The sequence below is a fragment of the Paucibacter aquatile genome (assembly GCF_002885975.1).
GTDB lineage: Bacteria > Pseudomonadota > Gammaproteobacteria > Burkholderiales > Burkholderiaceae_C > Paucibacter_A > Paucibacter_A aquatilis.
Genome location: NZ_POSP01000003.1, coordinates 514,246 through 540,978, shown reverse-complemented (window position 1 = coordinate 540,978; position 26,733 = coordinate 514,246). Strand labels below are relative to the sequence as shown.

General features: G+C 68.0%; 21 protein-coding genes. 8 read left to right on the top strand and 13 right to left on the bottom strand.

Going from position 1 to position 26,733, the window contains the following annotated elements; translation table 11 throughout:
• The first annotated feature begins 152 nt into the window (after positions 1–152).
• Entirely contained in the window at positions 153–812 is a 660-nt protein-coding gene (gene rpiA, locus C1O66_RS05625; RefSeq protein ID WP_171827963.1) for a ribose-5-phosphate isomerase RpiA, read from the top strand.
• A gap of 98 nt (positions 813–910) precedes the next feature.
• On the opposite strand, the gene C1O66_RS05620 is transcribed toward rpiA, so the two are convergent.
• From C1O66_RS05620 to C1O66_RS05585, 8 genes are all read right to left on the bottom strand, one after another.
• A complete protein-coding gene (locus C1O66_RS05620) occupies positions 911–2,422 on the bottom strand; it encodes a methyl-accepting chemotaxis protein (protein ID WP_349497393.1) in 1,512 nt (503 codons plus the stop codon).
• A gap of 241 nt (positions 2,423–2,663) precedes the next feature.
• On the bottom strand, positions 2,664–4,784 hold the full coding sequence (locus C1O66_RS05615) for a sensor histidine kinase (RefSeq protein WP_133155111.1): 2,121 nt from the start codon (positions 4,782–4,784) through the stop codon (positions 2,664–2,666).
• Positions 4,781–7,015: a sensor histidine kinase gene (locus C1O66_RS24255; protein ID WP_102766984.1), complete on the bottom strand. Its 2,235-nt coding sequence runs from the start codon at positions 7,013–7,015 to the stop codon at positions 4,781–4,783. Before C1O66_RS24255 ends, C1O66_RS05615 begins: the two co-directional genes overlap by 4 nt.
• Before the next feature lie 131 nt (positions 7,016–7,146).
• Complete coding sequence (gene mnmC / locus C1O66_RS05605) at positions 7,147–9,108, bottom strand: FAD-dependent 5-carboxymethylaminomethyl-2-thiouridine(34) oxidoreductase MnmC (protein WP_102766983.1); 1,962 nt, start codon at positions 9,106–9,108, stop codon at positions 7,147–7,149.
• A 2-nt stretch (positions 9,109–9,110) separates the two neighbouring features.
• Complete coding sequence (locus C1O66_RS05600; RefSeq protein WP_102766982.1) at positions 9,111–10,421, bottom strand: MgtC/SapB family protein; 1,311 nt, start codon at positions 10,419–10,421, stop codon at positions 9,111–9,113.
• Entirely contained in the window at positions 10,418–11,809 is a 1,392-nt protein-coding gene (locus C1O66_RS05595; RefSeq protein WP_243392715.1) for an MBL fold metallo-hydrolase RNA specificity domain-containing protein, read from the bottom strand. Before C1O66_RS05595 ends, C1O66_RS05600 begins: the two co-directional genes overlap by 4 nt.
• Positions 11,806–12,519 (bottom strand): NAD(P)H-binding protein, encoded by a 714-nt coding sequence (locus tag C1O66_RS05590; protein ID WP_102766981.1) that lies wholly within the window; start codon positions 12,517–12,519, stop codon positions 11,806–11,808. The genes C1O66_RS05595 and C1O66_RS05590 overlap by 4 nt, the downstream gene beginning before the upstream one ends.
• Before the next feature lie 121 nt (positions 12,520–12,640).
• Entirely contained in the window at positions 12,641–14,137 is a 1,497-nt protein-coding gene (locus C1O66_RS05585; RefSeq protein WP_102766980.1) for a DEAD/DEAH box helicase, read from the bottom strand.
• A gap of 458 nt (positions 14,138–14,595) precedes the next feature.
• Between C1O66_RS05585 and ettA the strand changes: the two genes are divergently transcribed.
• The 4 genes from ettA to C1O66_RS05565 all read left to right on the top strand — a co-directional run bounded on the left by ettA (position 14,596) and on the right by C1O66_RS05565 (position 19,216).
• Positions 14,596–16,260: an energy-dependent translational throttle protein EttA gene (gene ettA, locus C1O66_RS05580; RefSeq protein WP_102766979.1), complete on the top strand. Its 1,665-nt coding sequence runs from the start codon at positions 14,596–14,598 to the stop codon at positions 16,258–16,260.
• A gap of 153 nt (positions 16,261–16,413) precedes the next feature.
• The gene (locus tag C1O66_RS05575) at positions 16,414–16,926 is read left to right on the top strand and encodes a Spy/CpxP family protein refolding chaperone (RefSeq protein ID WP_102766978.1); all 513 of its coding nucleotides are present in this window, start codon (positions 16,414–16,416) and stop codon (positions 16,924–16,926) included.
• Between the two features lie 121 nt (positions 16,927–17,047).
• Positions 17,048–17,761 carry a response regulator gene (locus C1O66_RS05570; RefSeq protein ID WP_102766977.1) on the top strand — a complete coding sequence of 238 codons (714 nt, stop codon included), beginning with the start codon at positions 17,048–17,050 and terminating at the stop codon, positions 17,759–17,761.
• Positions 17,762–17,800: 39 nt separating this feature from the next.
• Positions 17,801–19,216, top strand: coding sequence for a sensor histidine kinase (locus tag C1O66_RS05565; protein WP_102766976.1), 1,416 nt, complete (start codon positions 17,801–17,803; stop codon positions 19,214–19,216).
• Here C1O66_RS05565 and C1O66_RS05560 read toward each other — a convergent pair.
• From C1O66_RS05560 to trpS, 3 genes are read right to left on the bottom strand one after another with little or no spacing between them, the layout of a single operon-like run.
• Entirely contained in the window at positions 19,182–20,609 is a 1,428-nt protein-coding gene (locus C1O66_RS05560; RefSeq protein WP_102766975.1) for an MATE family efflux transporter, read from the bottom strand. The genes C1O66_RS05565 and C1O66_RS05560 overlap by 35 nt on opposite strands.
• A complete protein-coding gene (locus C1O66_RS05555; protein ID WP_102766974.1) occupies positions 20,606–21,067 on the bottom strand; it encodes a DUF3717 domain-containing protein in 462 nt (153 codons plus the stop codon). The genes C1O66_RS05560 and C1O66_RS05555 overlap by 4 nt, the downstream gene beginning before the upstream one ends.
• 22 nt (positions 21,068–21,089) lie before the next feature.
• Positions 21,090–22,082: a tryptophan--tRNA ligase gene (gene trpS / locus C1O66_RS05550; protein ID WP_243392855.1), complete on the bottom strand. Its 993-nt coding sequence runs from the start codon at positions 22,080–22,082 to the stop codon at positions 21,090–21,092.
• Positions 22,083–22,201: 119 nt separating this feature from the next.
• Here trpS and purN point away from each other — a divergent pair, with 119 nt between their 5' ends.
• Entirely contained in the window at positions 22,202–22,852 is a 651-nt protein-coding gene (purN, locus tag C1O66_RS05545) for a phosphoribosylglycinamide formyltransferase (protein ID WP_102766972.1), read from the top strand.
• 16 nt (positions 22,853–22,868) lie between these two features.
• On the opposite strand, the gene C1O66_RS05540 is transcribed toward purN, so the two are convergent.
• Both C1O66_RS05540 and C1O66_RS05535 read right to left on the bottom strand, forming a co-directional pair.
• Positions 22,869–23,528, bottom strand: a complete 660-nt coding sequence (locus C1O66_RS05540; RefSeq protein ID WP_102766971.1) for a DUF1345 domain-containing protein — start codon at positions 23,526–23,528, stop codon at positions 22,869–22,871.
• Positions 23,528–23,797, bottom strand: a complete 270-nt coding sequence (locus C1O66_RS05535) for a DUF1653 domain-containing protein (protein ID WP_102766970.1) — start codon at positions 23,795–23,797, stop codon at positions 23,528–23,530. The genes C1O66_RS05540 and C1O66_RS05535 overlap by 1 nt, the downstream gene beginning before the upstream one ends.
• An 81-nt stretch (positions 23,798–23,878) precedes the next feature.
• On the opposite strand from C1O66_RS05535, the gene C1O66_RS05530 reads away from it, so the two are divergent.
• Together C1O66_RS05530 and C1O66_RS05525 are read left to right on the top strand one after the other, a co-directional pair.
• The gene (locus tag C1O66_RS05530) at positions 23,879–25,138 is read left to right on the top strand and encodes an RsmB/NOP family class I SAM-dependent RNA methyltransferase (RefSeq protein WP_102766969.1); all 1,260 of its coding nucleotides are present in this window, start codon (positions 23,879–23,881) and stop codon (positions 25,136–25,138) included.
• A 184-nt stretch (positions 25,139–25,322) separates the two neighbouring features.
• Positions 25,323–26,543, top strand: a complete 1,221-nt coding sequence (locus C1O66_RS05525) for a DesA family fatty acid desaturase (protein WP_102766968.1) — start codon at positions 25,323–25,325, stop codon at positions 26,541–26,543.
• Positions 26,544–26,733: the final 190 nt, after the last annotated feature.

The window sequence follows — 26,733 nt, the reverse complement described above, 5'->3', positions numbered from 1 at the left end:
GTTTGCGTTCCAAGGCGCAACCCTGGCCAGGCTCTGGGGCCGTGCTCTGCTGCCGGGCCAGGGGGGGCCGCGAGCGTGATCGATAATGCGGGCTTTGGAGCGCAACCCTCGCTGCGCTGCTTCTCCTTCCTTTTTTGACTCCCCGACGCACCATGACCCAAGACGAACTCAAGACCCTGGTTGGCCAAGCCGCTTTGCAGTATGTGGAGCCCGGCAGCATCGTCGGCGTGGGCACCGGCTCGACGGTCGACAAGTTCATCGATGCCCTGGCCGCCAGCGGCATCCAGGTGGCGGGCGCCGTGTCCAGCTCGGTGCGTTCGACCGAACGCATGAAGGCCCTGGGCATTGCCGTGCTCGACGCGGCCGAGGTCCAGGGCCTGGGCGTCTACATCGACGGCGCCGATGAGATCGATCACGGCGGCCACATGATCAAGGGTGGTGGCGCGGCGCTGACACGCGAGAAGATCGTCGCCGATCTGGCGCAGAAGTTCGTCTGCATCGCTGACGAATCCAAGCTGGTCCAGACCTTGGGCAAGTTCCCGCTGCCGGTCGAGGTCATCCCCATGGCTGCTGCCCAGCTGGCCCGCCGCTTTGCGGCCCTGGGCGGCGTGGCGACGCTGCGCGCCGGTGTGGTCACCGACAACGGCTGCCACATCCTCGATGTCACCGGCCTGAAAATCAGCGACCCGGTCGCGTTTGAGGCCGATGTGAACCAATGGCCCGGTGTGGTCACCGTGGGTGTGTTTGCCCGCAACCGCGCCCAGGTCTGCCTGCTGGGCACCTCGGAAGGCGTGAAGACCTTGAGCTTCTGATTCGCCGATTCGGGCTCGCAGCAGAAAAAAAAGCCGGCGCATCGCGACCGGCTTTTTTGTGCCTGGGCCTCGCTCGGGCCCAGGTTCCGGACTCGGTGTCAGTGGCGCCGTGCAGCGCCGCTGCGCTCCAGGCGGAACACTCCGATGGCCTCGGCCAGGCGCGAGGACTGATCGCGCAGGCTCTCGGCTGCGGCGGCCGATTCCTCGACCAGGGCCGCGTTCTGCTGGGTCATCTGATCGAGCTGGGTGACGGCGGCATTAATCTGGTGGATGCCATCGCTTTGCTCGCGCGCCGAGGCGCTGATCTCGCCAATGATGTGGGACACGCGCTGCACGCTGGCGACGATCTCGCCCATGGTGCTGCCGGCGTCCTGCACCAGGCGGGTGCCCGATTCGACCCGTTCGACGCTGGCGCCGATCAGGCTCTTGATCTCGCGTGCGGCCTCGGCCGAGCGTTGGGCCAGGGAGCGCACCTCGCTGGCCACCACCGCGAAGCCGCGGCCTTGCTCACCGGCTCGGGCGGCTTCCACAGCCGCATTCAGCGCCAGGATGTTGGTCTGGAAGGCGATGCCATCGATGGTGCCGATGATGTCGCCAATGCGGCGCGAGCTGTTGCTGATCTCTTCCATGGTGCTGACCACCTGGCCCACCACGGTGCCGCCGCGCTGCGCCACCTCGGCCGCGCTGCCGGCCAGCTGGTCGGCGGTGCTGGCCGATTCGGCCGTCTGCTTGACCGTGCCGGTCAGCTGCATCATCGAGGCCGCAGCCTGCTGCAGATTGGAGGCGGTTTGCTCGGTGCGGGCGGACAGGTCATGGTTGCCGGTGGCGATCTCGGCGCTGGCGGTGCTGATGCTGTCGGTGGAGCTGCGCACCTCGCCGATCAGCTTCAGCAGCGAGGCCTGCATCAGGCGCAGCGAGTTCAGCAGCTGGCCGGTTTCGTCGGCGCCGCCGGCCGGGATCGGGTGGCTGAGGTCAAAGTTGGCAATGGCCTCGGCCGCGCCCACCGCCTCTTGTAGAGGCCTGGTGATCGAGCGAGTCAGCCACAGGGCCAGGCCGGCGCCGGCGGCGGCTGCGCACAGGGCGAAGACGATCAGGCCGGTGCGGGCCGTGCTGTTGTTCGACTCGATGCGGTGCGCCGCTGCATCGAGCTGCTCCCGCTGCAACTGCACGATGGCCTTGATCTGCTCCTGGAAATGCGCCGCGGCGGGTTGAAACTTGCTGTCGAAGAGCTGGCGCGCGCCGTCTGAATCCCCACCTTTCTTGGCGGCGGTGACCGCGTCCCGGGCGCTCAGATAGGCCTTGCGGGCTTCTGACAGCGATTCGAACAGGGCACGTTCCTTGGGCGAGGTCAGCAGGGTTTCCAGGCGTTTTTGCAGCTCGCCCGATTGCTTGGTGGATTCGGCGGCGCCTGCGGCAAAGAAGTCGGCCAGGCTGGCGTCGGCACTGACGGCGATGGCGCTGGTGCGGTTCACGCCGTTGGTGATGTTGCGATACCAGTCCGTGGCGGCGCGCTCGGCCACCAGGGCTTCCTTGTGGATCACCTCGGACTCGACCGCCACCTTGTGCAGCGCCCAGTAGCCCAGGGCCGATCCCGCGGAGGAGATCAGCAAGACGAGGCTCAGTACAGCGCCCAGTCGTTGACCGATGGAGCGGCCCTTGAGGGAGGTTGGAGATGTTGAAGTCATTGAAAAGCCTGATCCTTGGGGGTGGGGTGAGCCCTGGCTGCCGCACAAGCGAGCGAAAGAGGGGGCCACAGGCCTCACCTCTGGCTTATCGGCTGGTGCGCGCACCTTTTGAGTACCATGCACGGGATATGTGCGAAAGGCGGCCCTGGCAGCGGGCCATGCGCGCTCAGTCGGGCTGGGCCGAATGATCGGGCCAAGCGGGCACAGGCGCCGCGGCCGGCAACCGGGGCAGGGTGATGCGCACTTGGCAACCCTGTCCAGGCGGGCTTTGCAGCTCCAGACGCCCGCCCATCAGTTCGCAGACCAGGCTGTGGGCCGTGCTCAGGCCCAGGCCGCTGCCACCCTGACCCAGGCGGGTGCAGAAAAACGGCTCCAGCACATGGGGCAGGTGCTCGGCCGGGATGCCGGGCCCGTCGTCCTGCCAGAGCAGTTGCACGGCCTCGCGTTCCTCGGTTTCATCGCCCGGCGTGCGGATCTGGCTCAGTGCCAGCCCGGCCCAGCCTTGGGTGCGACCGGCCCAGCCATGCTGCAGGCTGTTGTCGAACAGCTGGTCCAGCACCTCATGCAAGGCACGCGGAAAGCCCTGCCAGGCCAGCCGCTCGGGCAGGCCCGAGATGTCGAGGCGGAAGTCTGGGCCTGGCAGGCGGGCCTGCCAGGCCTGGGCCCATTGGCGCAGTTGCGCGGCCAGGTCCAGCTGTTGCGGCGCTTCCTGATGCTGGCTGATGGCCAGGGCCTTGAAACGCTCGACCAACTGGCCGGCACGGGCCAGGTTGCGGTCCACCAGCTCGCTGCCTTCTTGCAAGCGGTTCAGGGCCTGGTCGAGCTCGCTGCGGCGCAGCTGGCCGAGCTGGGTCTGGGCGCGCAAGTCCTGGCACTGGTCCTGCATGGTGCTGGCGGCCATGCGGGCATTGCCCAGCGGCGTGTTCATCTCGTGCGCCACGCCCACCACCATGCGCGAGAGGGCCAGCTGCTTCTCCTGCCGCATCAGGGTGCGCAGGGCCAGCTCCAGTTCGGCGCTGCGGGCGCGCACCTGGGCCTCCAGCTCGTCGTGGGCTTTTTGCAAGGCGGCCTCGGCGGCGGCGCGGATGCTGGCCTCGGCCTGCACCTTGGCCAGGGCATGGCTGAGCTCCTGGTTGCGCTGGGCCAGAGACTGTTCGAGCGCGAAACCTTGTTCCATCAAGCGGTCTTTTTCCTGGCGCAGACGCGGTAACTCAAGTGCAACGCTCAGGGTGTCAGACATGTTCTGGGCCAGGGCTTGCCGGGCTTGAAGCTGTTGGTCGAGCAAGGTCTCCATGGCCCATAACGCATCGTCCAGACGATTGCGCTGGCGGCCCAGGTGGTTGATGGTGCGCAGCGCGGCTTCGGCGGCTGCGGCGTGGTTCAGGCCGCCGTCGAGCAGACGGCGTGCGGTGGCGAGCAGGCCGCCCCAGGCAGCCTCTTCTTGGGCCGCGTTGTTGCGAGGTTCGTGCAGTTCGATCAAGGCCTGGGCCAGGCCAAACCAGGCCTCCCAGCCGGGGCGGTGTGCGTCCAGATGCGTCAGCGCCCCGATGCGATCGAGGTAGGCCCGCGCTGCCGGCACCTGGCCCAGACTGGCTTCCACCACGGCCAGGTTGAGCAAACTGATCGCCTCCATCATGGTTTGCTGCAGCGTTTGGCTCAGCGCCAAGGCTTCCAGATGCAGCTCTCGTGCTTGCCGCCACCATTCCTCACGCTGCTGCAACTGCGGGCAACGCATGCCCAAGGTGTAGGCTGCACTGGCCGCGCCCCAAATCAGCCGGCAGCAAAAAACGTTGCGGCTCTGGCGCGCGCGGGGCAGCTGGGACTGGCAGGACGCGTAGAGCTCTTCGTACATCTGCGCATGGAAGAGCACGTAGTTGTGCGACTCCAGCATCATCTGCTCAAGCTCATGTTCCCCCGCGTCGGCGTACAGCTTGGCGGCCATGCCTGCGCTGTGCAGAGCGGCGGGGTGCAGCATCAAAAAGCTCTGCAGCAGCTGCATCACCCGCCAGACCGCAGCTTCGCACAGCGGGTGCTGCAGGGCCTGGGCCAGGTTCAGCAACTCCTGGCAGCGCTGCAGGGCGCGCAAAGCCTTCGGGGCTTCGGTATTGAGGTCCAGCAGGAGGGTGTAAGCCTCGATCTCGACCGCTTCAGAGCTGCTGGGTGATTGGCGCAGCAAGTCCTGCAGCTCGGCCAGGGCTTGCAGATCCAGCCAGCCCACCATGCTGTGCCGAAGCTGCTTCAGACGTTCAGCGATCTGAGCTGGGCGAGACGGCGGGCTTGCATTCACGGCTTGGGCTCCGGGGGGGCGAGGCAGGATGCTGAGGAGAGCGCTGAACGCCCGCTCATCCCTGCCGCTGTTGGGCTGCCGCCGATTGACGGCCGGCTGAGCGAGAGCGGCAGGGTGATGCGCACCTGGCAACCCTGGCCGGGCGGGCTTTGCAGCTCCAGGCGCCCGCCCATCAGTTCGCAGACCAGGCTGTGGGCCGTGCTCAGGCCCAGGCCGCTGCCGCCCTGACCCAGGCGGGTACTGAAAAACGGCTCCAGCACATGGGGCAGGTGCTCGGCCGGGATGCCGGGCCCGTCGTCCTGCCAGAGCAGTTGCACGGCCTCGCGTTCCTCGGTTTCATCGCCCGGCGTGCGGATCTGGCTCAGTGCCAGCCCGGCCCAGCCTTGGGTGCGACCGGCCCAGCCATGCTGCAGGCTGTTGTCGAACAGCTGGTCCAGCACCTCATGCAAGGCACGCGGAAAGCCCTGCCAGGCCAGCCGCTCGGGCAGGCCCGAGATGTCGAGGCGGAAGTCTGGGCCTGGCAGGCGGGCCTGCCAGGCCTGGGCCCATTGGCGCAGTTGCGCGGCCAGGTCCAGCTGTTGCGGCGCTTCCTGATGCTGGCTGATGGCCAGGGCCTTGAAACGCTCGACCAACTGGCCGGCACGGGCCAGGTTGCGGTCCACCAGCTCGCTGCCTTCTTGCAAGCGGTTCAGGGCCTGGTCGAGCTCGCTGCGGCGCAGCTGGCCGAGCTGGGTCTGGGCGCGCAAGTCCTGGCACTGGTCCTGCATGGTGCTGGCGGCCATGCGGGCATTGCCCAGCGGCGTGTTCATCTCGTGCGCCACGCCCACCACCATGCGCGAGAGGGCCAGCTGCTTCTCCTGGCGCATCAGGGTGCGCAAGGCCAGCTCCAACTCGGCGCTGCGGGCGCGCACCTGGGCCTCCAACTCGTCGTGGGCTTTTTGCAAGGCGGCCTCGGCGGCCGCGCGGATGCTGGCCTCGGCCTGCACCTTGGCCAGGGCATGGCTGAGCTCCTGGTTGCGCTGGGCCAGCGACTGCTCGAGTTCGCTGCCCTGGCGGGTCAACTGCGCATTGGCTTGCAGCAGGCGCGGTCGCTCCATCACCGCATGCACGGTTTCGCCCAGGGCCCGAGACAGTTCCCGCTTGCGCTCGCGCTCTTGCTGAAGCTGGGTCAGGCCGGCCCGCAAGGCCTGGTCCATATAGCCCCAGCGTTCGCCGAACTGGCGCAGGGCCTGCAAGACGGCATCGCGGTGGCCCACGCTGTACGACGGGGTCTGGGCCAGCTCGGCGTCGACGGCCAGCAGGGCGTGCCAGGCCTGGGCCTGGGTCGGGCCACCGCTGGCCTCATGGCAGTCCAGCAGCACCGCGCACAAGCGCATCCAGAGCTGCCAGGAGGCGGGCAGCGGCTTGTCGCCAGCCATGAAGCGCAACTGCTCCAGGTGCTGGCGGCACGCTTGCCCCTGGCCCAGGGTGGCATGCACGACAGAGAGGTTGAGGTGGGCCAGGGAGCCGGCGTAGACCAGGCCATGTCGCTCAGTGAGGGCCAGGCTTTCCTGGTGCAGATGCAGGCATTCCTGCCAAAAACCGTGGGCCAGCCTGGGCTCGGGTTCTTCATTGGCCAGGTAGTAGGCAGCGGAGGCGGCGCTGTTGAGCAGCATCTGCACGGTGGCGACCGGCAAGCGCTCACGCTCCAGCAGCAGCTTGGCACAGGCCTCGCGCAGCTCGGGGTACATCTCTGCCATGAACAGCACCGGGCAGCGCGCTGCCTGCATCAACAAGGCCAGTTCCGGATGGCCGGCCTTCTCGTAGAGCGCGACTGCCTGGGCCACACTTTCCAGCGCGGCATGATGCAGCTTGAGCCGGGTCTGGATCCATTGGATGGCTCGCCAACTGGCGGCGCAAGCGAGCCAGGATTCCTGGGCTTGGGCCTGATCCAGCAGGTCGCGGGCCCGAACCAGCAGTTCCTTGGGATCTTCGGCCGGCGCGGTCGAGCGGCCGAGCAGCTCGAAGGCGGCCAGTTCCAGCTCATGTGCTGCGCTCAAGGCTTGGGCTTGGAGGGCCTGCAGACGCTCGGCAAAAAAAGCCTGTTCGAAGCCGGTGCCCAGCTCACGCAGTTGCTGCAGGCCGGCCTCCAGCGAAAGTTCGGGGGCGAGGCCCAGCCCATGCCCGCGCGCATGCCCATGCGCTGGCGGCTGGGCAGGGAGTGGTGGGTTGGGGCTCGAAGAGCTGCTCATGGGGCACGTCGGGCTGAAGCCTGGACAGGGCCGATGCTAAAGCAGGCCCGCGCTCCCGCGCTCAGTTTGTGGCTCGCCGGCACCCGGATGCTGGGGCGCATGGAGGGCGGACCTGAGCCAGCGCGCGTGCTTCACGCCGCCGCCGATCCGGCCTGGCGACGCACCCGCAGCAGAAAGCGCGCCGGATCGATGGCCTCGACCAGGCTGGCCTCCAGCGGCAGCGGTGCGCCCGTTACCTGGGCAGCCAGCACCTGGGCGCACAGGGCGGCCCAGCTGATGCCGCGCGAGCCCATGCCCATGCAAACGGCAAGGCCGGGCCGCCGGGGCAGGAAGCGCAGCTGGTCGGGCAGGGCGCCATCCCCCAGCACCGGCAGGCCGCCCACCAGGGGCAGGCGGTCGGCGGTGGCCAGGCGCCAGCCGACCCGGCCGCCCTGGGCTTGTAGCGGCCCATCGTCGGGCGCCAGACCGGCCAGCTCGCTGAACTGGGCCAGGTTGCGGGCATGGTCGGCCTCGCGCAAATCGGGGTCGAGATCGCCGTCCTGGCTGGTGGCGCCGCACCACAGGCCCTGGGCTGTGTCGGCGATGGCATAACCCAGGCCGGCCACCGGCAGGCGCGGCCGCATGCGGGTGTTGAGCGCTGCGGGCAGCTCGGGCACATGGCTGAGCTGGCCGCGCAGCTGCAGCAGGGGCAGCGGCAAGTCAGGCGCCAGGGCTTGCAGCAAGGCCTGCGCCCGGTGGCCGCCGGCCAGCACCAGCAGCGGCGCCTCGCCGATCAAGGTCTTTTGTTCGTCCCAGGCCTGCCAGCCGCCATCGGCGGCCTGCCGCAGCTGCGCGACCTGGTGGCCCAGGCGCAGCTGTGCGCCGCTCTCGGCCAGCAGATGGGCCACCCAGGCCGGAGGCGGCAGGGCGCCGCCGCCGGGGTAGAGCCAGGCCGGGTGCCGCAGGGCGAGGCCGGTGAGTTCAACGGCCGCCGCCGTGTCCAGCGCCCGCACATAGTCGTGCGGCAGCCCCAGTCCAGCCAGCTGGGCCTGCATCTGCGCCAGCGTCAGCCGGGTCTCCAGCCGCAGCAGGCCGTGCTGCAGCCAGGGCAGGGCGGCCCCATGCTCGCGCAGCACCCGCTCGGTTTCCAGCGCGGCGGCGCGGTTGAAGCGGGCATGGACACCGTCGTCGGGGTTGAGCGTGCCGTGGAACAGGCCGCCGGGGTTGCCCGAGCTGGCCTGGGCCGGCGCTGCATGCGCATCGATCACCGTGCAGTGGATGCCGCGCTGCGCCAGGGCCCAGGCGCAGGCCGCACCGGCCAGGCCGGAGCCGATGACCAGCGCGCGGCGCGCGCCCGGCGCCAGGGCCAGGCGGCCGGCGGGTTTCTGCGGCTGATGGCGCGGTGCATAACGCGCCACACACATGCCGCCCTTGTTGGCAAAGCCGCGCTGGCGCTCGACCTGGAAGCCCGCCGCTGCCAGGCCCTCGCGCACCTGCGGCGCCACGCTCCAGGTGCCGGCGCTGGCGCCCGGCGCGGCCAGGCGGCCGAGGGCCTTGAGCAGGTAGGCGTCCCACATCTCGGGGTTCTGCTTGGGGTTGAAACCGTCGAGGTAGAAGGCGTCCACCTCGGCCACCAGCTCGCGCAGCCAGGCGCGGGCATCGCCCAGGCAGAGCAGCAGCTGCACACGCCCGCCCTCGAAGCTCAGGCGGTGCAGGTCCGGCGTCAGCGGGGGCCAGGCGGCGTGCAGGGCCGCAGCCAGCTCGGGCAGCTCGCTGTCAGCGTGGGCACGCTGCAGATCCTCGCCTTGCAGCGGGTGCTTCTCGATGCTGATGAAGACCAGGCGCTGGCAGCGCGCCGCGTCCTGGCGCCAGGCATCCCAGGTGGCCAGGAAGTTGTTGCCCAGGCCGAAGCCGGTCTCCAGGATCACAAACTCCTCGCGCCCGGCCCAACGCCCGGGCAGGCCGTTGGCGCCCAGGAACACATGGCGCGACTGCGGCAGGGCGCCGGCGCGGCTGTGATAGACATCGCCATACTCGGGCGCCAGGGGCGCCAGCGGGTCGGAAAAATCGATGCGGGCCGGCTGCAGCGGGCCGGCATGGGGCTTGCGACTCATGCTCAGTTCAAAGAGGACAAGAGGGGCCCGAGCAGCCACAGCAGGCTGGCCGCCAGGGCCAGCGAGCTCAGCAGCACGGCGCCCACGATCAGGGCAAAAGACCGGCCGCCGGCCAGCCAGGCGGTGATGATGCGGGTCAGGCTGTTGCTGGCAATCGCAGCCAGCACGCCCTGGCACATCAGCGGGGCGTCGATCTGCCCGGCCTGGGCCAGGCCGGCCATGGAGGCCACCGGCGCATGGGCATCGGCCAGGCCGGCCAGGGCCACGGCGCCGAACAGACCCGAGCTGCCGAACTGGCGCTCGGCCCAGCTGACGCCCACCGTCACCACGCTCAGCAACAGGGCGATCAGCGCCGCCTCTTTCAGGCGCAGCGGGCCGCCGCGCTGGGGCTCGTTGCCGGTTTTGCCGGTGCCGCCGTCCTGGTAGGCGCGCCAGGCCAGGCTCAAGCCTGCACCGCCGGCCACCAGCACGCCGGCCAGGCCCAGGGGCAGGAAATGCATCGCGGCCTGCGGCGCCAAGGCCAGCAGCATCAGGCTGGCCTGCAACCAGGTGGCGGCCGTGGACATGACAGCGCCGGCGGCGCAGGCGCGAAAGATGGCCGGCTCCGCCCGCGCGCGGTGCCCCATGGCCGCGATGGTGGCGGTGCTGGACACCAGGCCCGACATCAGGCCCGAGAGCGCCAAACCGGCCTGCGCGCCCAGCAAGCGCAGCGCCACATAACCAAAGGCCTGCAGGGCCAGCAGCAGGAGCATCAGACCCATCAGCGAATGTGCCTTCATGCCGGCCAGCCAGGGCAGGGGTTCGGTCGGCATCAGGGGCAGCACCACCAGGGCCAGGGCGGCCAGCAGCAGGCCGTCGTGCAGCTCGTCCTCGCGCAGCACCCGGGTGGCGAAGCGGTGCAGGGCGGTGCGGGCGCTGAGCAGGGCGGTCAGGGTGACGGCGGCTGGCGCGCCCAGCAGCGGCGCCTGCACGCAGAGCACTCCAATCAGATAGGTGGCCAGCAAGGCCATCTCGGTGGTCAGGCCCGGATCGCGCTCGCTGCTGCGGAAGTAGGCCATGGCCGCCAGCACCGTGACCGCCAGCGCGCCCACCGCCACCAGCCCCGGCACGGCCAGGCCATGGGCCAGGGCGCCGGCCAGGGCGGCAATGGTGAAGGTGCGCAGGCCCGCGGGCTCTTGCGCGCGCGTGCCGGCGTGGCCGCGGCCTTTGTGGCGCTCACGCTCCAGGCCGATCAAGAGCCCGCTGCCCAGCGCCGCCATCAAGCCCATGGCCAGGTCGGCCTGGGCGCCGAATGCGTGTTCCAGCAGGTTCATCCGAGGCTGACCGTTTCTCCGTGCTGCGGCACACGCACGCGCCAGCCGAGTTCGTCCTGGATGCGGCTGCGCAAGGCGTCGCTGGCAGCGGGCTCGCCGTGCACCACAAAGACCTGTTCGGGCGCGCGCTTGAAGCCGCGCAGCCAGGCCATCAGGCCGTCGGCATCGGCATGGCCCGAGAAGCCTTCGAGGTGGCTGATCTCCGCATTGACCGGCACATACTGGCCGTGCAGCTTGATCTGGCGCTCGCCGGCCACCATCTTGGCGCCGCGACTGCCGCCGACCTGGAAACCCGGAAAGGCGATGTGGTGGCGCGGCAGCGGCGCCATGGTCTCGATGTGGTTGAGCACGCGGCCGCCGGTGGCCATGCCGCTGGCCGAGATGATGATGGAGGGCGGGGTGCGCGGGCTGCTCATGCTGCGGGCGAGCTTCATCGACTCGGCGGCCTTGCTGACCATGCGCACGCCGTCGCACAGGCCGCGCGCGTCCGAGGCCGGAATTCGCAGCAGCTTCTGGTGCTTGACCGTCAGCTCGGTGGCTTCGATGGCCATGGGGCTGTCCAGGTAGATGGGCACGTCCAGATCCAGCTCGCCTGCTTCGCGCAGGCGCTGCAGCACCAGCAGCAGGGCTTGCGCCCGGCCGATGGCAAAGCTGGGCAGCAGCACGCTGCCGCCGCGCCGGAAGGTCTGCCGCAGGATCTGCGCCAGGCGCGCCTGCACATCCTCGGGCGGGTGCTGGCGGTTGCCGTAGGTCGATTCGATCAGCAGCACATCGGCCTCTTCCATGCGTTGCGGTGCCGGCATCAGCAAGTCATTGCTGCGGCCGACATCGCCGCTGTAGACCAGGGTGCGGCCGGCGTGGCGCACGCTGATGGCGCAGGCGCCCAGCAGATGGCCGACCGGGGTGAAGCGGATCTCGGCCGCGCCGAGCTTGAGCCGGCCATCGCGGTGGATGCCGACGAAATGCTCGATGGCCTTTTTGGTCTCGTTGACGGTGTAGAGGGGCAGGGCTTTCTCGTGCCTGGAGGTGCCGTGGCGGTTGGCCTGGCGTGCGTCTTCTTCCTGCAGATGGGCGCTGTCCAGCAGCAGCACCTCGCACAGATCGCGCGTGGCCGGCGTGGAAAACACCTGGCCACGAAAGCCCTGGCGGCGCAGGGCCGGGATGTAGCCGCTGTGGTCCAGATGGGCATGGCTGAGCAGCACCGCATCGATGCTGGCGGGCGCCACGCCCAGCGGCGCCCAGTTGCGTTCGCGCAGGGTCTTGAAGCCCTGGAACAGGCCGCAATCGAGCAGCAGGCGCTGCTTGTCCAGCTCCAGCAGATGGCGCGAGCCGGTCACGCAGTCGGCGGCGCCGAGAAAACTCAGCTTCATGGTGCTTGTGCTGCTCATGTCGGGGCTCCCAGGGTTTGCAAGGCGTCCGATTCCAGCACCTGCGCGGCCGGCCCGTCTTGATGCAAGGCAAGGCTCAGCGCACGCGCCACCGTATCCGCTTGAATCGGCCGCCAGCGAGCCGGGATCAGCGTGCCCAGGGGCTGCATCAGGCGCAGGCCCCAGTGCTCTCCGGGGCGGCGGGCCTGGCCCAGGGCTTCGCGCTCGCCGGCCAGCAAGGACGGGCGGGCGATCACCAGCCGCTTGAAATGCAAGCCCTTCAAGGCCTGCTCCATCTCGCCCTTGACCCGGTTGTAAAACACCCGCGAGGCCGGATCGGCGCCCAGGGCCGACACCACGGCGCAGCGTCGCGCACCGCCGGCACGCGCCACGCGGGCAACATGGAGCACGGCCTCGAAATCGACCTCGCGAAACGCCTCTTGCGAGCCCGCTGCCGCGATGGTGGTGCCCAGGGTGATGTAGATCTCGTCGGGCGCCGGGATGTGGGCCGGGCCCAGATCGGGGCGGCCGAAATTGACCCGGTGCAGGTGCAGGCGCGGGTGACGACCCAGCTCGGGCGCCTCACGCCGCAGCAGCGCATGGACCTCCAGCGGCCGGCTCAGCAGCTGGCTCAGCAGTGCCCGCCCGACCAGACCGGTCGCACCGGCGATCCAGACTTTGGGCAAGGGGCGGTTGGACGGCGAGGCGCTGGGGGGCAGGGGCGGGTTCATGGCTGCGCATCCTACGTCCGCGGGCCGTGGGCGGAAAAAAGAAAAGCCCAGCGCAGGCTGGGCTTGAGCTCCCGGGCCCTGAGGGATGATCAGGGGACCGCGGGGGTGAATGGCGTGGGACTCAGCGCTTGGGCGAGGTCAGGCGTGCGCCCTGGCCGCGGCCGGCGCCGCTACCTTGGGGACGACCTCCGCCGCCGCCACCACCACCACCAGGGCGACCCGAGGAGGCTGGGCGACCACCGCCACCACCCTGGCCCGAGCGGCCTTGCGGTGCCGAGGAGCGCGGGGCGCCGCCATCGCGCGAACCACCGTCGCGCGAGCCGCCATCACGCGAGCCGGCGCCGGGTCGGCCGCCGGGGCGTCCACCGCCACCGCCGCCGCCGCGCGAGTTGCCTCGGCCACCGCCGCCGCTGCGCGAGCCATTGCCGTTCAGGATCATGCGGCCCAGCACGATGGGTTCCGGGCGCTCGCTCGGATCGGGGGCAAAGCCGTTGACCACTTCCTTGGGGATCTCGCGCTTGATCAGCTTTTCGATCTCACGCAGGAAGCCGTTCTCGTCCACGCAGACCAGGCTGACCGCCTCGCCCTGGGCGCCGGCACGGCCGGTGCGGCCGATGCGGTGCACATAGTCCTCGGGGACATTGGGCAGCTCGTAGTTGACGACGTGGGGCAGCTGGTCGATGTCGATGCCGCGCGCCGCAATATCGGTCGCCACCAGGCAGGTCAGCTCACCGCTCTTGAAATCGGCCAGGGCCTTGGTGCGTGCGCCCTGGCTCTTGTTGCCGTGGATGGCCATGGCGCTGATGCCCTGGTCATTCAGGTAGTCGGTCAGGCGGTTGGCGCCATGCTTCATGCGGGTGAAGACCAGCACCTGGTGCCAGTCACCGCTCTTGATCAAGTGAACCAGCAGTTCCTTCTTGCGCTCGCGGCCGACCGGGTGGACTTTCTGCGCAATCGACTCATTGGTCTGGTTGCGGCGGGCCACTTCGATCAGGGCGGGCTGGTTCAGCAGGCGATCGGCCAGGTTCTTGATGTCATCGCTGAAGGTCGCGCTGAACAGCAGCGACTGCTTCTTGGCGGGCAGCAGGGCCAGCACCTTCTTGATGTCGTGCACAAAGCCCATGTCCAGCATGCGGTCGGCTTCGTCCAGCACCAGGATCTGAACCTGCGAGAGGTCCAGCGTGCCTTGCTGCGCGTGGTCGAGCAGGCGGCCGGGGGTGGCCACCAGGATGTCGACGCCGTCGCGCAGGCGGTTGATCTGCGGCTGCATGCCGACGCCGCCGAACATCACCATGCTCTTCAGGGGCAGGTATTTGCCGTAGGTCTTGACGCTTTCTTCGACCTGGGCCGCGAGTTCGCGGGTGGGGGTCAGCACCAGGGCGCGGATGGCGGGCTTGCCGCGCTTGTTCAGCACCGGGGCGCCTTCGCTCAGGCGGTGCAGCAGGGGCAGGGTGAAGCCGGCGGTCTTGCCGGTGCCGGTCTGGGCACCGGCCATCAGGTCACCGCCTTGCAAGACGGCGGGAATCGCTTGGGCTTGAATCGGGGTGGGGGAGGTGTAACCAGCGTCGGCGATGGCCTTCAGAAGAGGCGCGGCCAAGCCTAGAGAATCAAAACTCATGGAGTGTGATTTGCGCACGGTGCCCTGTGGGCGCAGCCGCGCCGCGGTGAGCAGGCGCCAGTCTTCGGTGCGCTAAGGAGCGTGCTTGAGCTGAAAAAGGAAACGCCGCGCAAGACTGAGAAGCGCGGCGAGCCTTCGATTATAGGCCGGGCCCGGGGGCGGCCGACCGGGCATTGTTGGCAGGTGCCCCGCTTGGCTGCGCACTGCGGGCGCTCGCGGGCCCAGGCTCAGCTTGTGGCACAGCCTGGCGCTGGGGTTGACGCTGGGGTTGACGCTGACAGCGTGGCGGCCGGTCTTGAATTCACCGATCTTGCCCGCCCGTCACGCGAAGCAGCGGCCGAAGCTGCGACAATACGCGGTTGTTTACCCTCACAGGCCTGTCGGCTTGGTGAGGCGCGGCTGCCGCCGAGCAGCCTGCAGCTCTGCCTCTTTTCAGCAATCCCAGGAAAACTCCCGCCATGGCGCAATACGTCTTTTCCATGAACCGCGTCAACAAGACGGTTCCCCCGAAACGCCACATCCTCAAGGACATTTCCCTGTCGTTCTTCCCCGGCGCCAAGATCGGCGTGCTGGGCCTGAACGGTTCGGGCAAATCGACCATCCTGAAGATCATGGCCGGCGTGGACAAGGAGTACGAGGGCGAAGCGATCCCGATGCCCGGCATCAAGATCGGCTACCTGGAGCAGGAGCCCAAGCTCAACCCCGAGCAGACCGTGCGTGAAGCGGTGGAAGAAGGCATCGGCGGCGTGCTGGCCGCCAAGAAGCGCCTGGACGAGGTCTACGCCGCCTATGCCGAGCCGGACGCCGACTTCGACGCCCTGGCCGCCGAGCAGGGCGAGCTGGAAGCCATCATCGCCGCCGCCGGCAGCGAGAACACCGATCTGCAGCTGGAACTGGCCGCCGACGCCCTGAACCTGCCGCCCTGGGACGCCGTCATCGGCGTGCTGTCCGGCGGTGAAAAGCGCCGTGTGGCCCTGTGCCGCCTGCTGCTCTCCAAGCCTGACATGCTGCTGCTGGACGAACCGACCAACCACTTGGACGCCGAATCGGTCGAGTGGCTGGAGCAGTTCCTGCAGCGCTTCCCCGGCACCGTGGTGGCCATCACCCACGATCGCTACTTCCTGGACAACGCCGCCGAGTGGATTCTGGAACTGGACCGCGGCCATGGCATTCCCTGGAAGGGCAATTACTCCGACTGGCTGGATCAGAAGGAACGCCGCCTGGAGCAGGAGCAGAAGAGCGAAGACGCCCGCGCCAAGGCCATGAAGGAAGAGCTGAAGTGGGTGCGTTCCAATGCCAAGGGCCGTCAGGCCAAGAGCAAGGCGCGTCTGGCCCGTTTCGAAGAGCTGAGCGACGTCGAATACCAAAAGCGCAACGAGACCAACGAAATCTTCATCCCCGTGGCCGAGCGCCTGGGCAATGAAGTGATCGAGTTCAAGAACGTCTCCAAGAGCTTTGGCGATCGCATGCTGATCGACAACCTGAGCTTCAAGGTGCCGGCCGGCGCCATCGTCGGCATCATCGGCCCCAACGGTGCCGGTAAGTCGACCCTGTTCCGCATGATCCAGGGCGTGGAAACGCCGGACAGCGGCGAGGTGTCCATCGGCAAGACCGCCAAGCTGGCCTTTGTGGACCAGAGCCGCCAAAGCCTGGATGCCGAGAAGACCGTCTGGCAAGACGTCTCCGGCGGCCTGGACAACATCACGGTCGGCAAGTTCGTCATGCCCAGCCGAGCCTACATCGGCCGCTTCAACTTCAAGGGCAATGACCAGCAAAAGCTGGTCGGCAGCCTCTCGGGCGGTGAGCGCGGCCGCTTGCACCTGGCCAAAACCCTGGCCCAGGGCGGCAATGTGCTGATGCTGGACGAACCGTCGAACGACCTGGACGTCGAAACCCTGCGCGCGCTGGAAGAAGCGCTGCTGGAATTCGCCGGCTCGGCCATGGTGATCTCCCACGATCGCTGGTTCCTGGACCGCATCTGCACCCACATCCTGGCCTGCGAAGGCGATTCGCAGTGGTTCTTCTTCGACGGCAACTTCCACGAGTACGAAGCCGACAAGAAGAAGCGTCTGGGCGAAGAAGGCGCCCGCCCCAAGCGCATGCGTTTCAAGCCGATCAAGTGATCGGGCAGCGCCTGCTGCAAGGTCAAATGAAAGAGCGCCTGCGGGCGCTCTTTTCATTGGTGCCGGGCATTCACAGATCTTTACGGCCGGGGCACAGCCGGCTTACGTCGGGGCTTGAAGATTCATTCACCCCAACACCGACGGAGTCTTGTGATGTCCCAACTGAAACTCAAAACCTGGCTGAGCACCGGCATGGTGGCCGCATCCCTGGCATTCGGCGGCGTGGCGGCCCAAGCCCAGGGGCATGGTGGCCCCATGGGCCATCGTGGCGGCCATGGCATGTCGATGATGCCCATGGGCGGCGGTCATATGGAGCACATGCTCGACATGATCGATGCCTCCGATGCCCAGCGCGCCCAGATCAAGCAGATCATGGATGCCGCTCACGCCGATCTGAAGGCCCAGCATGAAGGCAGCCGAAAGCTGCATGAGCAGGGCATGGCCTTGTTCACCGCGCCGAACATCGACGCCGCCGCCATCGAATCGCTGCGCCAGCAGATGAGCGCTCAGCACGAGGCTGCCAGCAAGCGCATGAGCCAGGCCATGGTCGACACTGCCCGCGTGCTGACGCCCGAGCAGCGCGCCAAGATGGCCGAGCGCATGAAGAAGATGCAGGCCCGCATGGCCAAGCACATGGAGATGCGCGGCGGCAAGCATGGCGGTTGAGGCGCCGTGACCTGTGGCCTCCTCGTTTATGCTCAGTCCTCCTGAAGGGCCTGCGGCCTCGCTGCCGTCTCTGCGGCGCGGGCGCCGTGCGGCCCCGACATTTCCTCTTCACACAAGCACCATGAGTTCCAGACTGCTGCTGATCGACGATGACGCCCGCCTCACCGCCATGCTGGGGGACTACCTCAGTGCGGCCGGTTTCGAGGTGCGCGTGGCCGGCAGCTTGGCTGAGGGGCGAGCCGCCCTGGCCGAGCAGGTATTCGATCTGCTGGTGCTGGACCTGATGCTGCCGGACGGCGATGGCCTGGACTTTTGCCGCGAGCTGCGCGCCGATGCGCTGACGCGCCGCCTGCCGGTGCTGATGCTCTCGGCTCGTGGTGAACCCATGGACCGCATCCTCGGCCTCGAACTCGGCGCTGACGATTACCTGGCCAAGCCGTTCGAGCCGCGCGAGCTGCAGGCCCGCATCAAGGCCTTGCTGCGCCGTGCCGAGCCGGACACGCCGCCCGACGATGTGCTGCGCTTCGGCCGTCTGGAAATTGATCTGGCCGCCCGCATGGCGCGACTGGACGGCAAGCCCCTCGATTTCACTGGCCACCAGTTCGACTTGCTGGTGGTGCTGGCGCAAAGCCCGGGTCGCGTTCTCTCGCGCGACCAGATCATGGATGCACTCAAAGGCCATCCGCTCGATGCCTTTGATCGCTCCATCGATGTCCACATCTCGCGCATCCGTGCCCTGATCGAAGACGACCCGAAAACGCCGCGCCGGGTGCTGACCGTGCGCGGCGCTGGCTATGTGTTTGCGCGCAAGCAGGATGCCGACCATGGCCACTGAGTCGGAGTGCTCGCAGCTCGCTGTCGTGCTTGCGTTGGCATGAAATCGCTTTACCTGCGCATCTACCTGACCCTGGTGGTCATCCTGCTGGCCTTTGCCTTTGGTTCGGCCTGGTTGTTCCAGCGCCATATCGAGCAGGAGCGGGGCAATTTTGAAGCCTCGGCCAATGACCGGCTGACGGCCATGGCCGAGCTGATCCACGGCGCGCTTCCGGCCGCCAGTGCACCGCGTGAGGAGCAGGCCGAGGCCTTGCAGGAATGGGGGCAGCGCCTGCATGTGGCGATTGCGCTGCTGGACCGCCAGGGAGAGCGTGTGGCGGCGTCTGAGGAGTTTCTCGATCGCGAGGTCTTTCCCGGCCCGCCGACCATCCGCGTGCCGCTGGAGGACGGGCGCAGCCTGCTGCTGATGCGCGGCGGCTTCCGCTTCGGTCCCGGTGCTCGCATGGGCCCAGGCTTGGGTGGTGGCGGCGGCATGGGCCCCGAGCGGCCCTTCTTCAAGCGCAACGAGGGCCCGCCCGCGCCCTGGAGCTTGCCCTTCCTTGGGCCGCGCCCCAATGGCCAGGTCTTGCTGGTCTTGCTGGTGCTGCTATTTTTCGGCGTGGCCGTGGGGGCCTACCCCGTGGTGCGCCGGCTGACGCGCCGCTTGGAGGGCTTGAAGTCCGGCGTGGAACAGTTCGGTGCCGGCCAACTGGCCCACCGGGTTGACGAAAGCGGCAAGGATGAAGTGGCGGCCCTGGCCAGCAGCTTCAACCGCGCGGCCACGCAAATCGAAAGCTTGCTGCGCGCCCAGCAGTCCCTGCTGGCCAATGCCAGCCACGAGCTGCGCTCCCCCCTGGCCCGCCTCAAGATGGCCTTTGCCATGCTGGACAACGCCGGGCCGGAGCAGCGCGCCCGCCTGCAAACCGAGATCCACACCAACATCACCGAGCTGGACGCCCTGGTCGAGGAGGTCCTGCTGGCCAGCCGTCTGGACGCGGCGGCGCGCGGCGCCGAGCCCATGGCGCAGACGCCGCTGCAGGTCGATTTGATGGGCCTGGCTGCGGAAGAGGCCGCCCGCACCGGCGCCGAGTTCCAGCCTGCCCCGGGCTTGAGCGAGCTGCTGGTGCATGGCGATGAGCGCCTGCTGCGCCGCGCCCTGCGCAATCTGCTGGAGAATGGCAAGCGCTATGGCGGCTCGGAGGTGCTGCTGGAGCTGTCGCGAGATGCGGCAGGCCGGGCCGTGCTGCGTGTCAGCGATCGCGGCCCGGGCGTGCCCGAGGCCATGCGCGAGCGCATTTTTGAAGCCTTTTTCCGCCTGCCCGGCCATGCCGAGCAAGCCGGCGGTGTGGGCCTGGGCCTGAGCCTGGTGCGCCAGATCGCGCAGCGCCACCACGGCCAGGTGCGCTGCGAAGCGCGGCCCGGTGGCGGCAGCGTGTTTGTGTTCAGCCTTCCTGCTGCGACTTCAGCGTCGAACTGAGGGCGCCGGCCGCCTGCTCGCGTTCCTCCTGCCGGTGCACCCAAGCCAGGAAGGCGCTCAGGCCCAGCGCGGCCAGCACCAAGCCGGCCGTGGCAGCCGACCAGAAGCCCCGCGCACCCTGAAACTCCGCCGGCACAGCCGGGCTGTTGCCAAAGGCCAGCCAGTAGCCGCCGCCCAGGCCCACGCCCCAGATCGCCAGGGCGTAGATGACCATGGGCGCGGTGGCGATGTGGTGGGCGCGCAGCACAAAAGCAGCCAGGGTCTGCCCGGCATCGGCCACGTGAAACAGCCAGACCCAGAGCAGCAAGGGCAGGGCGGCGCCCAGGATGACCGGGTCGCTGGTGTACAGCCCCAGCACCGCTTCGCGCGCAAAAAACACCAGGGCACCGATCAGGAAGGACACGGCCAGGCCGATCTCCAGTCCATGCCAGCCCAGGCGCCGTGCGCCGGCCGGGTCATGGGCGCCGACCGATTGCGCCACCAGGGTGCCGGTGGCGTTGGCCAGGGCCAGGGGCAGCATGAACATCAGGCTGATCAGATTGACCGCCAGCTGATGGCCGGCCACCGGTGTGGCGCCCAGTCGGGCGATGAAGATGGCCATGAAGGTGAAGCCGGTGACCTCGATCAGGATGGAGCCGCCCATGGGCACGCCCAGCTTGAGCAGGGCGCGGATGTCGGGCCAGTGCGGCGCTTGCAGGCCGCCGCGGCGCAGCCCGAAAGGCTCGTAAAACGGGTCGCGCCGCATCCAGGCAAAGGCGATCGCCGCCTGCGCCCACATGGCGATGGCCGTGGCCAGGCCGCAGCCAAAGGCACCCAGGGCCGGCACCTGCCAGGGGCCGAGCGCAAAGCCTTGAATCAGCAAGAAGCTCAGCGGCAGCTTGAGCAGCAGGCCGCCGACCTGCAAGGCCATGACCGCTTTGGGCCGGGACACCGCCACATTGAAGCCGCGGAAGGCGGTGAAGAACAGCGTGGCCGGCAGGCTGGCGGCCAGGGCTATCAGGTAGTGGCGCACCTTGGCTTCGACCTCGGGGCTGGCCTGTGACACGGCCAGAAAGGGCTCGGGCAGCAGCAGGATCAGGCTGCCCAAGCCCATCAGGCCCAGGCACAGCCACAAGGTCTGATGCAACTGCGCCCCGGCTTCCCGCAGCTGGCCGGCGCCGAACAGGCGGCCGACGATGGGGGAAATGGCCAGCACCACGCCCATCAGGCCGACAAACACCGTGATGTAGATGGCGCTGCCCACGGCCAGCGCGGCCAGATCGACGGCCGAGTAACGGGCCACCAGCACGGTGTCGATGGTGCTGAAGGCCAGCACGGCCAGCTGCCCGACCAGCACCGGCCAGGCCAGCGGCGCGATGCGGCGCAGGCTCTCCAAATGGGCGCGGCCCATCATGTCGGGTCCGCCGGAGTCTGGGGGTCTTGCAGCTGCGGGTGATCGACGCCCTTGAACTCACGCGCCCGCTCGGCATAGCGGTTGAAGCGCCAGGCCGTGCCTTCCTGGGTGATGCGGCGCCAGGTGATGCGTTTCTCGGCCGGAGTCATCACCGGCCAGTGCTGCACCTCGTCAAAGCTGCGACCACAGCCTTTGCACAAGGCATCGCCCTGGCTGGTGGAGCAGATGGCGATGCAGGGCGCATCCGGCGTGCTGTCGTACCAGCGCAGCCAGGCGGCCTTGGCGGCGGCGGGCATGCTGTCCTCATCGCATTCGTGATCGCGGTGGTAGACCAGCAGGCCGTAGACCTCGGCCAGGGCCTGCACCTCGGGGCATGCGCTCAGGCCGTCGGTCGAAGGCTGGCGCTCGCGCCACCAGTTGATGGCAGCCTCGATGTCGGTGATGTGGATGCCGCTCATGGCTGGGCTCACGCGGGCGCGTTCAGTAGGCCAGGCCCATGGCCGTGCGGACTTCCCGCAAGGTCTTGCGGGCGACGGCGCGGGCGCGCTCGGTGCCGACTTCGACGATCCATTGCACCTGCTTGGGGTTGGCCAGGTATTCATTGGCCCGCTCGCGCCAGGGCGCTTGCTCTTTCTGGATCGCCTCGATCAAGGGCTTCTTGCAGTCCAGGCAGCCGATGCTGGCCGAGCGGCAGCCCTCGGCCGCCCAGGTGCGGGTGGATTCGTCGCAGTAGAGCTGGTGCAGGGGCCAGACCGGGCAGCGGCTGGGTTCGCCGGCGTCGCTGCGGCGCACACGCTGCGGGTCGGTGGGCATGGTGCGGATCTTCTCGTCCACCACCTCGGGCGCGTCGCGCATGGCCACCGAGTTGTTGTAGCTCTTGCTCATCTTCTGGCCGTCCAGGCCGGGCAGTCGCGCGGTCTCGGTCAGCAGCTCCTGCGGCTCGGGCAGGATGGGCGCGTCCGGGCTGTAGATGCGGTTGAAGCGGCGCGCCACCTCGCGGGTCACTTCCACATGGGCGGTCTGGTCTTCACCGACGGGCACGAAGCCGGCCTTGTAGATCAGGATGTCGGCCGCCTGCAGCAGCGGGTAGCCGAGGAAGCCGTAGGTGGCGCCATCACCCGGGGTGCTGCTGGCGCGTTGCTTCTCGACCGCGTCCTTGTAGCTGGGAATGCGCTCCAGCCAGGAGGTGGGAGTGCTCATGGCCAGCAGGGTGAAGAGCTCGGCGTGCTCGGGCATGCGGCTTTGGATGAAGAGCGTGGCCTTCTCGGGGTCGATGCCGGCGGCCAGCCAGTCGACCACCATGTCGTAGACATTGCGTTCGATGCTGTTGCGGTTCTGCCGGTCCTGGTACTGGGTGGTCAGGGCATGCCAGTCGGCGACGAAGAAGAAACAGTCGTGTGTGCTTTGCAGGCGAACCCAGTTCTTCAGCGCGCCGTGGTAGTGGCCCAGGTGCAGGGCGCCGGTCGGGCGCATGCCCGAGAGCACGCGCGGGCGTGCGGCGGCAGAAGTCGGTTCGGGAGTAGGCAGGGAGCTCATCGGCGGGCCGCAGCAAAGATCAGGTCGGGCATTGTAGGCAGCTACACTGCCGCCCCATGAAACGCATCGTCATCCTGATCTCCGGCCGTGGTTCCAATATGGAGGCCATCGTGCGCGCCTGTGCGGCCGAGGGCTGGCCGGCCCAGATCGCCGCCGTGATCAGCAACAAGCCCGATGCCGCTGGCCTGAATTTTGCGGCCGCGCACGGCATTGCCACGGCCGTGGTCGACCACAAGGCCTTCCGCCAGCCCGGCATGGATGCACAGCAGGCCCGCGAGGCTTTTGATGCCGAATTGCAGCGCGTGATCGATGGTTTTGCGCCCGATCTGGTCGTGCTGGCGGGCTTCATGCGCATCCTGACTCCGGCCTTCACCGCCCACTATGCCGAGCGCATGCTCAACATCCACCCCTCGCTGCTGCCGGCCTTCACCGGCTTGCACACGCATGCGCGGGCCCTGGAGATGGGCTGTAAGTTCGTCGGCGCCACCGTGCATTTCGTGACCGCCGAGTTGGACCATGGCGCCATCGTCGCTCAGGCCGTGGCGCCGGTGCTGCCCGGTGATGATGAAGACACCCTGTCGGCCCGCGTGCTCAAGCTCGAGCACCGCATGTATCCGCAGGCGGTGCGCTGGTTTGTCGAAGGTCAGCTGCGCCTGGTGGATGGTCGTGTCGAGCAACTCAGCGGGGCGAGCCAGTCCTTCAGCTGAGCGCGGGGCCGGCACTTCAGCGGATCATGCCGGCCAGGATGTTGATCAAGAGTGCCAGCACGCCAGTGTTGAACAAGAAAGACAGCAGCGCGTGCAGCAGCACCAGGCGCCGCATGGGCCGGGCGCTGACCGCCACATCCGAGGTCTGCGAAGTCGCGGCCAGGGTGACCGCGAAGTACATGAAATCGGTGTAGTCCGGCGGCCCGTCCAGGCCGGGAAACTCCAGGCCATGCGGCGCGTTGTCTCGCCCTGTGCTGCGGTGATAGAGGCTGGCATAGGCCAGGGCGAACTCGACCGGCAGCAGCAGCCAACTTCCCGCCACCGTCAACAAGGCCAGCGCCAAGGTAGCGCCGGGCGGGCCGGCCGGCTGGCTCAGCTCCAGGGTGATGGCGGCCAGGCTGGCCAGGGCGCCGGCCGCGGCCAGCAGCAGCACGGCGGCCACGCCATCGGCTTGGGCCACGCTTTTGCGCTGCACATGTTCATGGTCGGCCGCCAGCATCATCTGCAACACGGCCAGCAAATAGAACCAGACGCCGGCATTCCAGCCGCAGAGCAGGCGTGTGCTCAGGCTCCAGTTCGACGGGCAAGCGAGGCCGGCCACCAGACCCAGCCCCAGAGCCAGCAGCAGGCGAGGGCGCAGGCGCAGCTGTTGCAGCCAGCGGGGCAGACGCATCATCAGGGCGCTGTGTTGCTGTCGCCGTTGCCGTTGCGGTCTATGGCGCTGAAGCGCGGCGTCAGCACGCCATTCACCTCCAGGCTGCCAAAGAACATGGCATGCGGCCGCACCCACAGGCCGGTGGCGTGGTAGAGCGGGCGGTAGACCACCAGTGGCTCCAGCGTTTCGCTGTGCCGGGCCGTGCCGATCACCTCGTACTCGCCGCCCTTGTAGTGGCGGTAGCGGCCCAGGGGCGTGGCGGGCAGGGGCGGCAGGTCGTCGGCACTCATCTCGGGGTGGCTGGGAGCAGAAGGCAAGGATAAAAGTCAGGGGCAGGCAGGGAAAGCCCGCAGGCCTGGGATAATCGCGCCATGCATCCTAATGCCCTTCTTGAAATGAGCAGCGAGCTTCTGCGCGCTGTGCTCCAACTGGACTCTCCCGCCGACAGCGTGGTGTCCGCCTTCTTCCGCAAACACAAGGCCCTGGGTCAGCGCGAGCGCCATGCCCTGGCCGAGACCGCGTACACGGTGCTGCGCCAGCGCCCGCTGCTGCAGCATCTGGCCCAGTCGGGCAGCGGCCCGACCGAGCGCCGCCTGGCCATCCTCGGCTGGCAGGGCAATGAAGCCTTTTTGCGCGGCGCCCTGAACACTCAAGAACAGCAATGGCTGGAACAGGTCCGTCAGATCGACAAGACCCAGCTCGCGCCGCGCCTGCGCCACAACCTGCCCGAGTGGCTGGCCCAGCCTCTGCTGGCCCGCCTCGGTGAGGAGCAGTTCTGGGCCCTGGCGGCCAGCATGAACGAGCAGGCTCCGCTGGATCTGCGCGTCAACACCTTGAAGGCCAAGCGCGAAGAAGCGCAAGCCACCTTGACCGCCGCCGGCATCCATGCCGAGCTGACGCCGTTCTCGCCCCTGGGCTTGCGCATCCACGGCAAGCCCGCGCTCAACAAGCTGGAGCTGTTCACCAGCGGCTGTATCGAGGTGCAGGACGAAGGCAGCCAGCTGCTGGCCCTGATGCTGGACGCCAAGCGCAGCGAGATGGTGGTGGACTTCTGCGCCGGCGCCGGCGGCAAGACCCTGGCTCTGGGTGCGTCCATGCGCAATACCGGCCGGCTCTATGCCTTCGACACCTCGGGCCATCGCCTGGCCTCGCTGAAGCCGCGCCTGGCGCGCAGCGGCCTGTCCAACATCTACCCGACGCAGATTGCCCATGAGCGCGATGAGCGCATCAAGCGCCTGTCCGGCAAGATCGATCGCGTGCTGGTCGATGCGCCGTGCTCGGGCCTGGGCACATTGCGCCGCAACCCCGATCTGAAATGGCGCCAGTCGCTGCATGCCGTGCAGGAACTGCAGGCCAAGCAGACGGCCATACTGGCCAGTGCCGCGCGCCTGCTGAAATCGGGCGGCCGCCTGGTGTACGCCACCTGCAGCCTGCTCGATGCCGAGAACGAGGCAATTGCCGAAGCCTTCTCGGCCGCGCATCCGCAGTTCAAGAAGCTCGATGCTGCCGAAGTCCTCAGCCGTGCCCATGTGGCCGACGCCGAGCGCCTGGTGGAGAACGGCTATCTGCGCCTGTGGCCGCACCAGCACCAGACGGATGGCTTCTTCGCTGCCGTCTGGGAAAAGCAGTGACACCCCATCGCCCGTCTGGCGCGTCCTGAAGGTTCGCCGGCCTGTGCTTTGCACGCGGCCGGGCAGGATTCACGCGCGCTTGACCTGGCGCAGTGTTTTGCCCCCTTGTTTTTGGAGTCGTGCGCCTACAATTCGCCGACTCGAATCCGTCTAGCCGCCCAATCTCGGGCAGGATGAGGAAGCCATGAATTTCTTGATGTCGGTACATGATGCGCTGATCCAGTGGTTGGCGCATGGCCTGCTGGAGGCCAGTGCGTGGCAGATCGTGGCGTTCACGCTCGTCATCACCCACTTCACCATCCTGTCGGTCACCATTTTTCTGCACCGTGCGCAAGCGCACCGCTCGCTGGATCTGGGACCGATTCCCTCGCATTTCTTCCGCGCCGTGCTGTGGCTGACCACCGGCATGGTGACCAAGGAATTCGTGGCCGTGCACCGCAAGCACCACGCCAAATGCGAGACCGAGGACGATCCGCACAGCCCGCAGACACGCGGTCTGAAGGCCTTGCTGCTGACCGGCGTGGAGCTCTACCGTGCCGAGGCCAAGAACCCCGAGACCATCGCCAAGTATGGCCTGGGCACGCCCAGTGACTGGATCGAGCGCAACCTCTACACCCGCTTCTCCTGGCAGGGTGTGGGTCTGATGCTGATCATCAACCTGGCCCTGTTCGGCGCCATCGGTGCCACGGTCTGGGCCATCCAGATGGTCTGGATTCCGGTCTGGGCGACCGGTGTGATCAATGGCATTGGCCACTACTGGGGCTATCGCAATTTCGAAGCACCCGATGCCTCCACCAATGTCTCGCCCTGGGGCATCCTGATTGGCGGCGAAGAGCTGCACAACAACCATCACACCTACCCGACCTCGGCCAAGTTCTCGGTCAAGCCCTTCGAGTTCGACATCGGCTGGGGCTACATCCGCGCTTTCGAAATCCTGGGTTGGGCCAAGGTCCGCAAGACGGCGCCCAAGCTGCGCCATGGCGACATCAAGCCGGCCGACAAGGACACGCTGGAAGCCATCATCACCAATCGCTACGAGGTGATGTCCAAGTACGGCCGCGGCCTCAAGGCGGCCTGCGCGGCCGAGTTGGCGCGCCTGAAGGCCCAGGGCCAGGAGCACAGCGCGCAGTGGGCGCAGTTCAAGCTGGCCAAGCGTTGGTCGCACCGCGATGAGGTCAACATCCCGGATCGCCTGTTGACCGAGATTGCCAATGCCCGCGCGGCCAGCCCCACCCTGGACAAGCTGCTGACCATGCGCGAAGAACTGCGCCAGCTTTGGACCCGCACCAATGTCTCGGCCGAACAGCTGGTGGCAGACCTGCAAGCCTGGTGCCGCCGTGCTGAAGAAAGCGGCATTGCCGAGTTGCGCAATTTCTCCATGAGCTTGCGCATGGCGCGCGCCTGAGGCGCGGTTTCAATCGTTGTGTCGTTCCTGCTGTGGCCAAGGAATCAGTGCAGTTTGACCGTTTGTGACGATTGGGTGTGACTGCGGTGACCGCAGGTAAGGCTGAGGTAAAAGGGCGCTCCGAGGGGCGCCTTTTTACGTCTGGGGACTAGACTCAAGTCATTGCAACGGAGCAATCCATCCCACACAA

Coding starts and splice junctions, on each gene's coding strand:
- rpiA (WP_171827963.1), top strand. CDS start 153: ATGACCCAAGACGAACTCAAGACCCTGGTTGGCCAAGCCGCTTTGCAG.
- C1O66_RS24255 (WP_102766984.1), bottom strand. CDS start 7,015: ATGAGCAGCTCTTCGAGCCCCAACCCACCACTCCCTGCCCAGCCGCCA.
- mnmC (WP_102766983.1), bottom strand. CDS start 9,108: ATGAGTCGCAAGCCCCATGCCGGCCCGCTGCAGCCGGCCCGCATCGAT.
- C1O66_RS05600 (WP_102766982.1), bottom strand. CDS start 10,421: ATGAACCTGCTGGAACACGCATTCGGCGCCCAGGCCGACCTGGCCATG.
- C1O66_RS05595 (WP_243392715.1), bottom strand. CDS start 11,809: ATGAGCAGCACAAGCACCATGAAGCTGAGTTTTCTCGGCGCCGCCGAC.
- C1O66_RS05590 (WP_102766981.1), bottom strand. CDS start 12,519: ATGAACCCGCCCCTGCCCCCCAGCGCCTCGCCGTCCAACCGCCCCTTG.
- C1O66_RS05585 (WP_102766980.1), bottom strand. CDS start 14,137: ATGAGTTTTGATTCTCTAGGCTTGGCCGCGCCTCTTCTGAAGGCCATC.
- ettA (WP_102766979.1), top strand. CDS start 14,596: ATGGCGCAATACGTCTTTTCCATGAACCGCGTCAACAAGACGGTTCCC.
- C1O66_RS05575 (WP_102766978.1), top strand. CDS start 16,414: ATGTCCCAACTGAAACTCAAAACCTGGCTGAGCACCGGCATGGTGGCC.
- C1O66_RS05570 (WP_102766977.1), top strand. CDS start 17,048: ATGAGTTCCAGACTGCTGCTGATCGACGATGACGCCCGCCTCACCGCC.
- C1O66_RS05565 (WP_102766976.1), top strand. CDS start 17,801: ATGAAATCGCTTTACCTGCGCATCTACCTGACCCTGGTGGTCATCCTG.
- C1O66_RS05560 (WP_102766975.1), bottom strand. CDS start 20,609: ATGATGGGCCGCGCCCATTTGGAGAGCCTGCGCCGCATCGCGCCGCTG.
- C1O66_RS05555 (WP_102766974.1), bottom strand. CDS start 21,067: ATGAGCGGCATCCACATCACCGACATCGAGGCTGCCATCAACTGGTGG.
- trpS (WP_243392855.1), bottom strand. CDS start 22,082: ATGCGCCCGACCGGCGCCCTGCACCTGGGCCACTACCACGGCGCGCTG.
- purN (WP_102766972.1), top strand. CDS start 22,202: ATGAAACGCATCGTCATCCTGATCTCCGGCCGTGGTTCCAATATGGAG.
- C1O66_RS05540 (WP_102766971.1), bottom strand. CDS start 23,528: ATGATGCGTCTGCCCCGCTGGCTGCAACAGCTGCGCCTGCGCCCTCGC.
- C1O66_RS05535 (WP_102766970.1), bottom strand. CDS start 23,797: ATGAGTGCCGACGACCTGCCGCCCCTGCCCGCCACGCCCCTGGGCCGC.
- C1O66_RS05530 (WP_102766969.1), top strand. CDS start 23,879: ATGCATCCTAATGCCCTTCTTGAAATGAGCAGCGAGCTTCTGCGCGCT.
- C1O66_RS05525 (WP_102766968.1), top strand. CDS start 25,323: ATGAATTTCTTGATGTCGGTACATGATGCGCTGATCCAGTGGTTGGCG.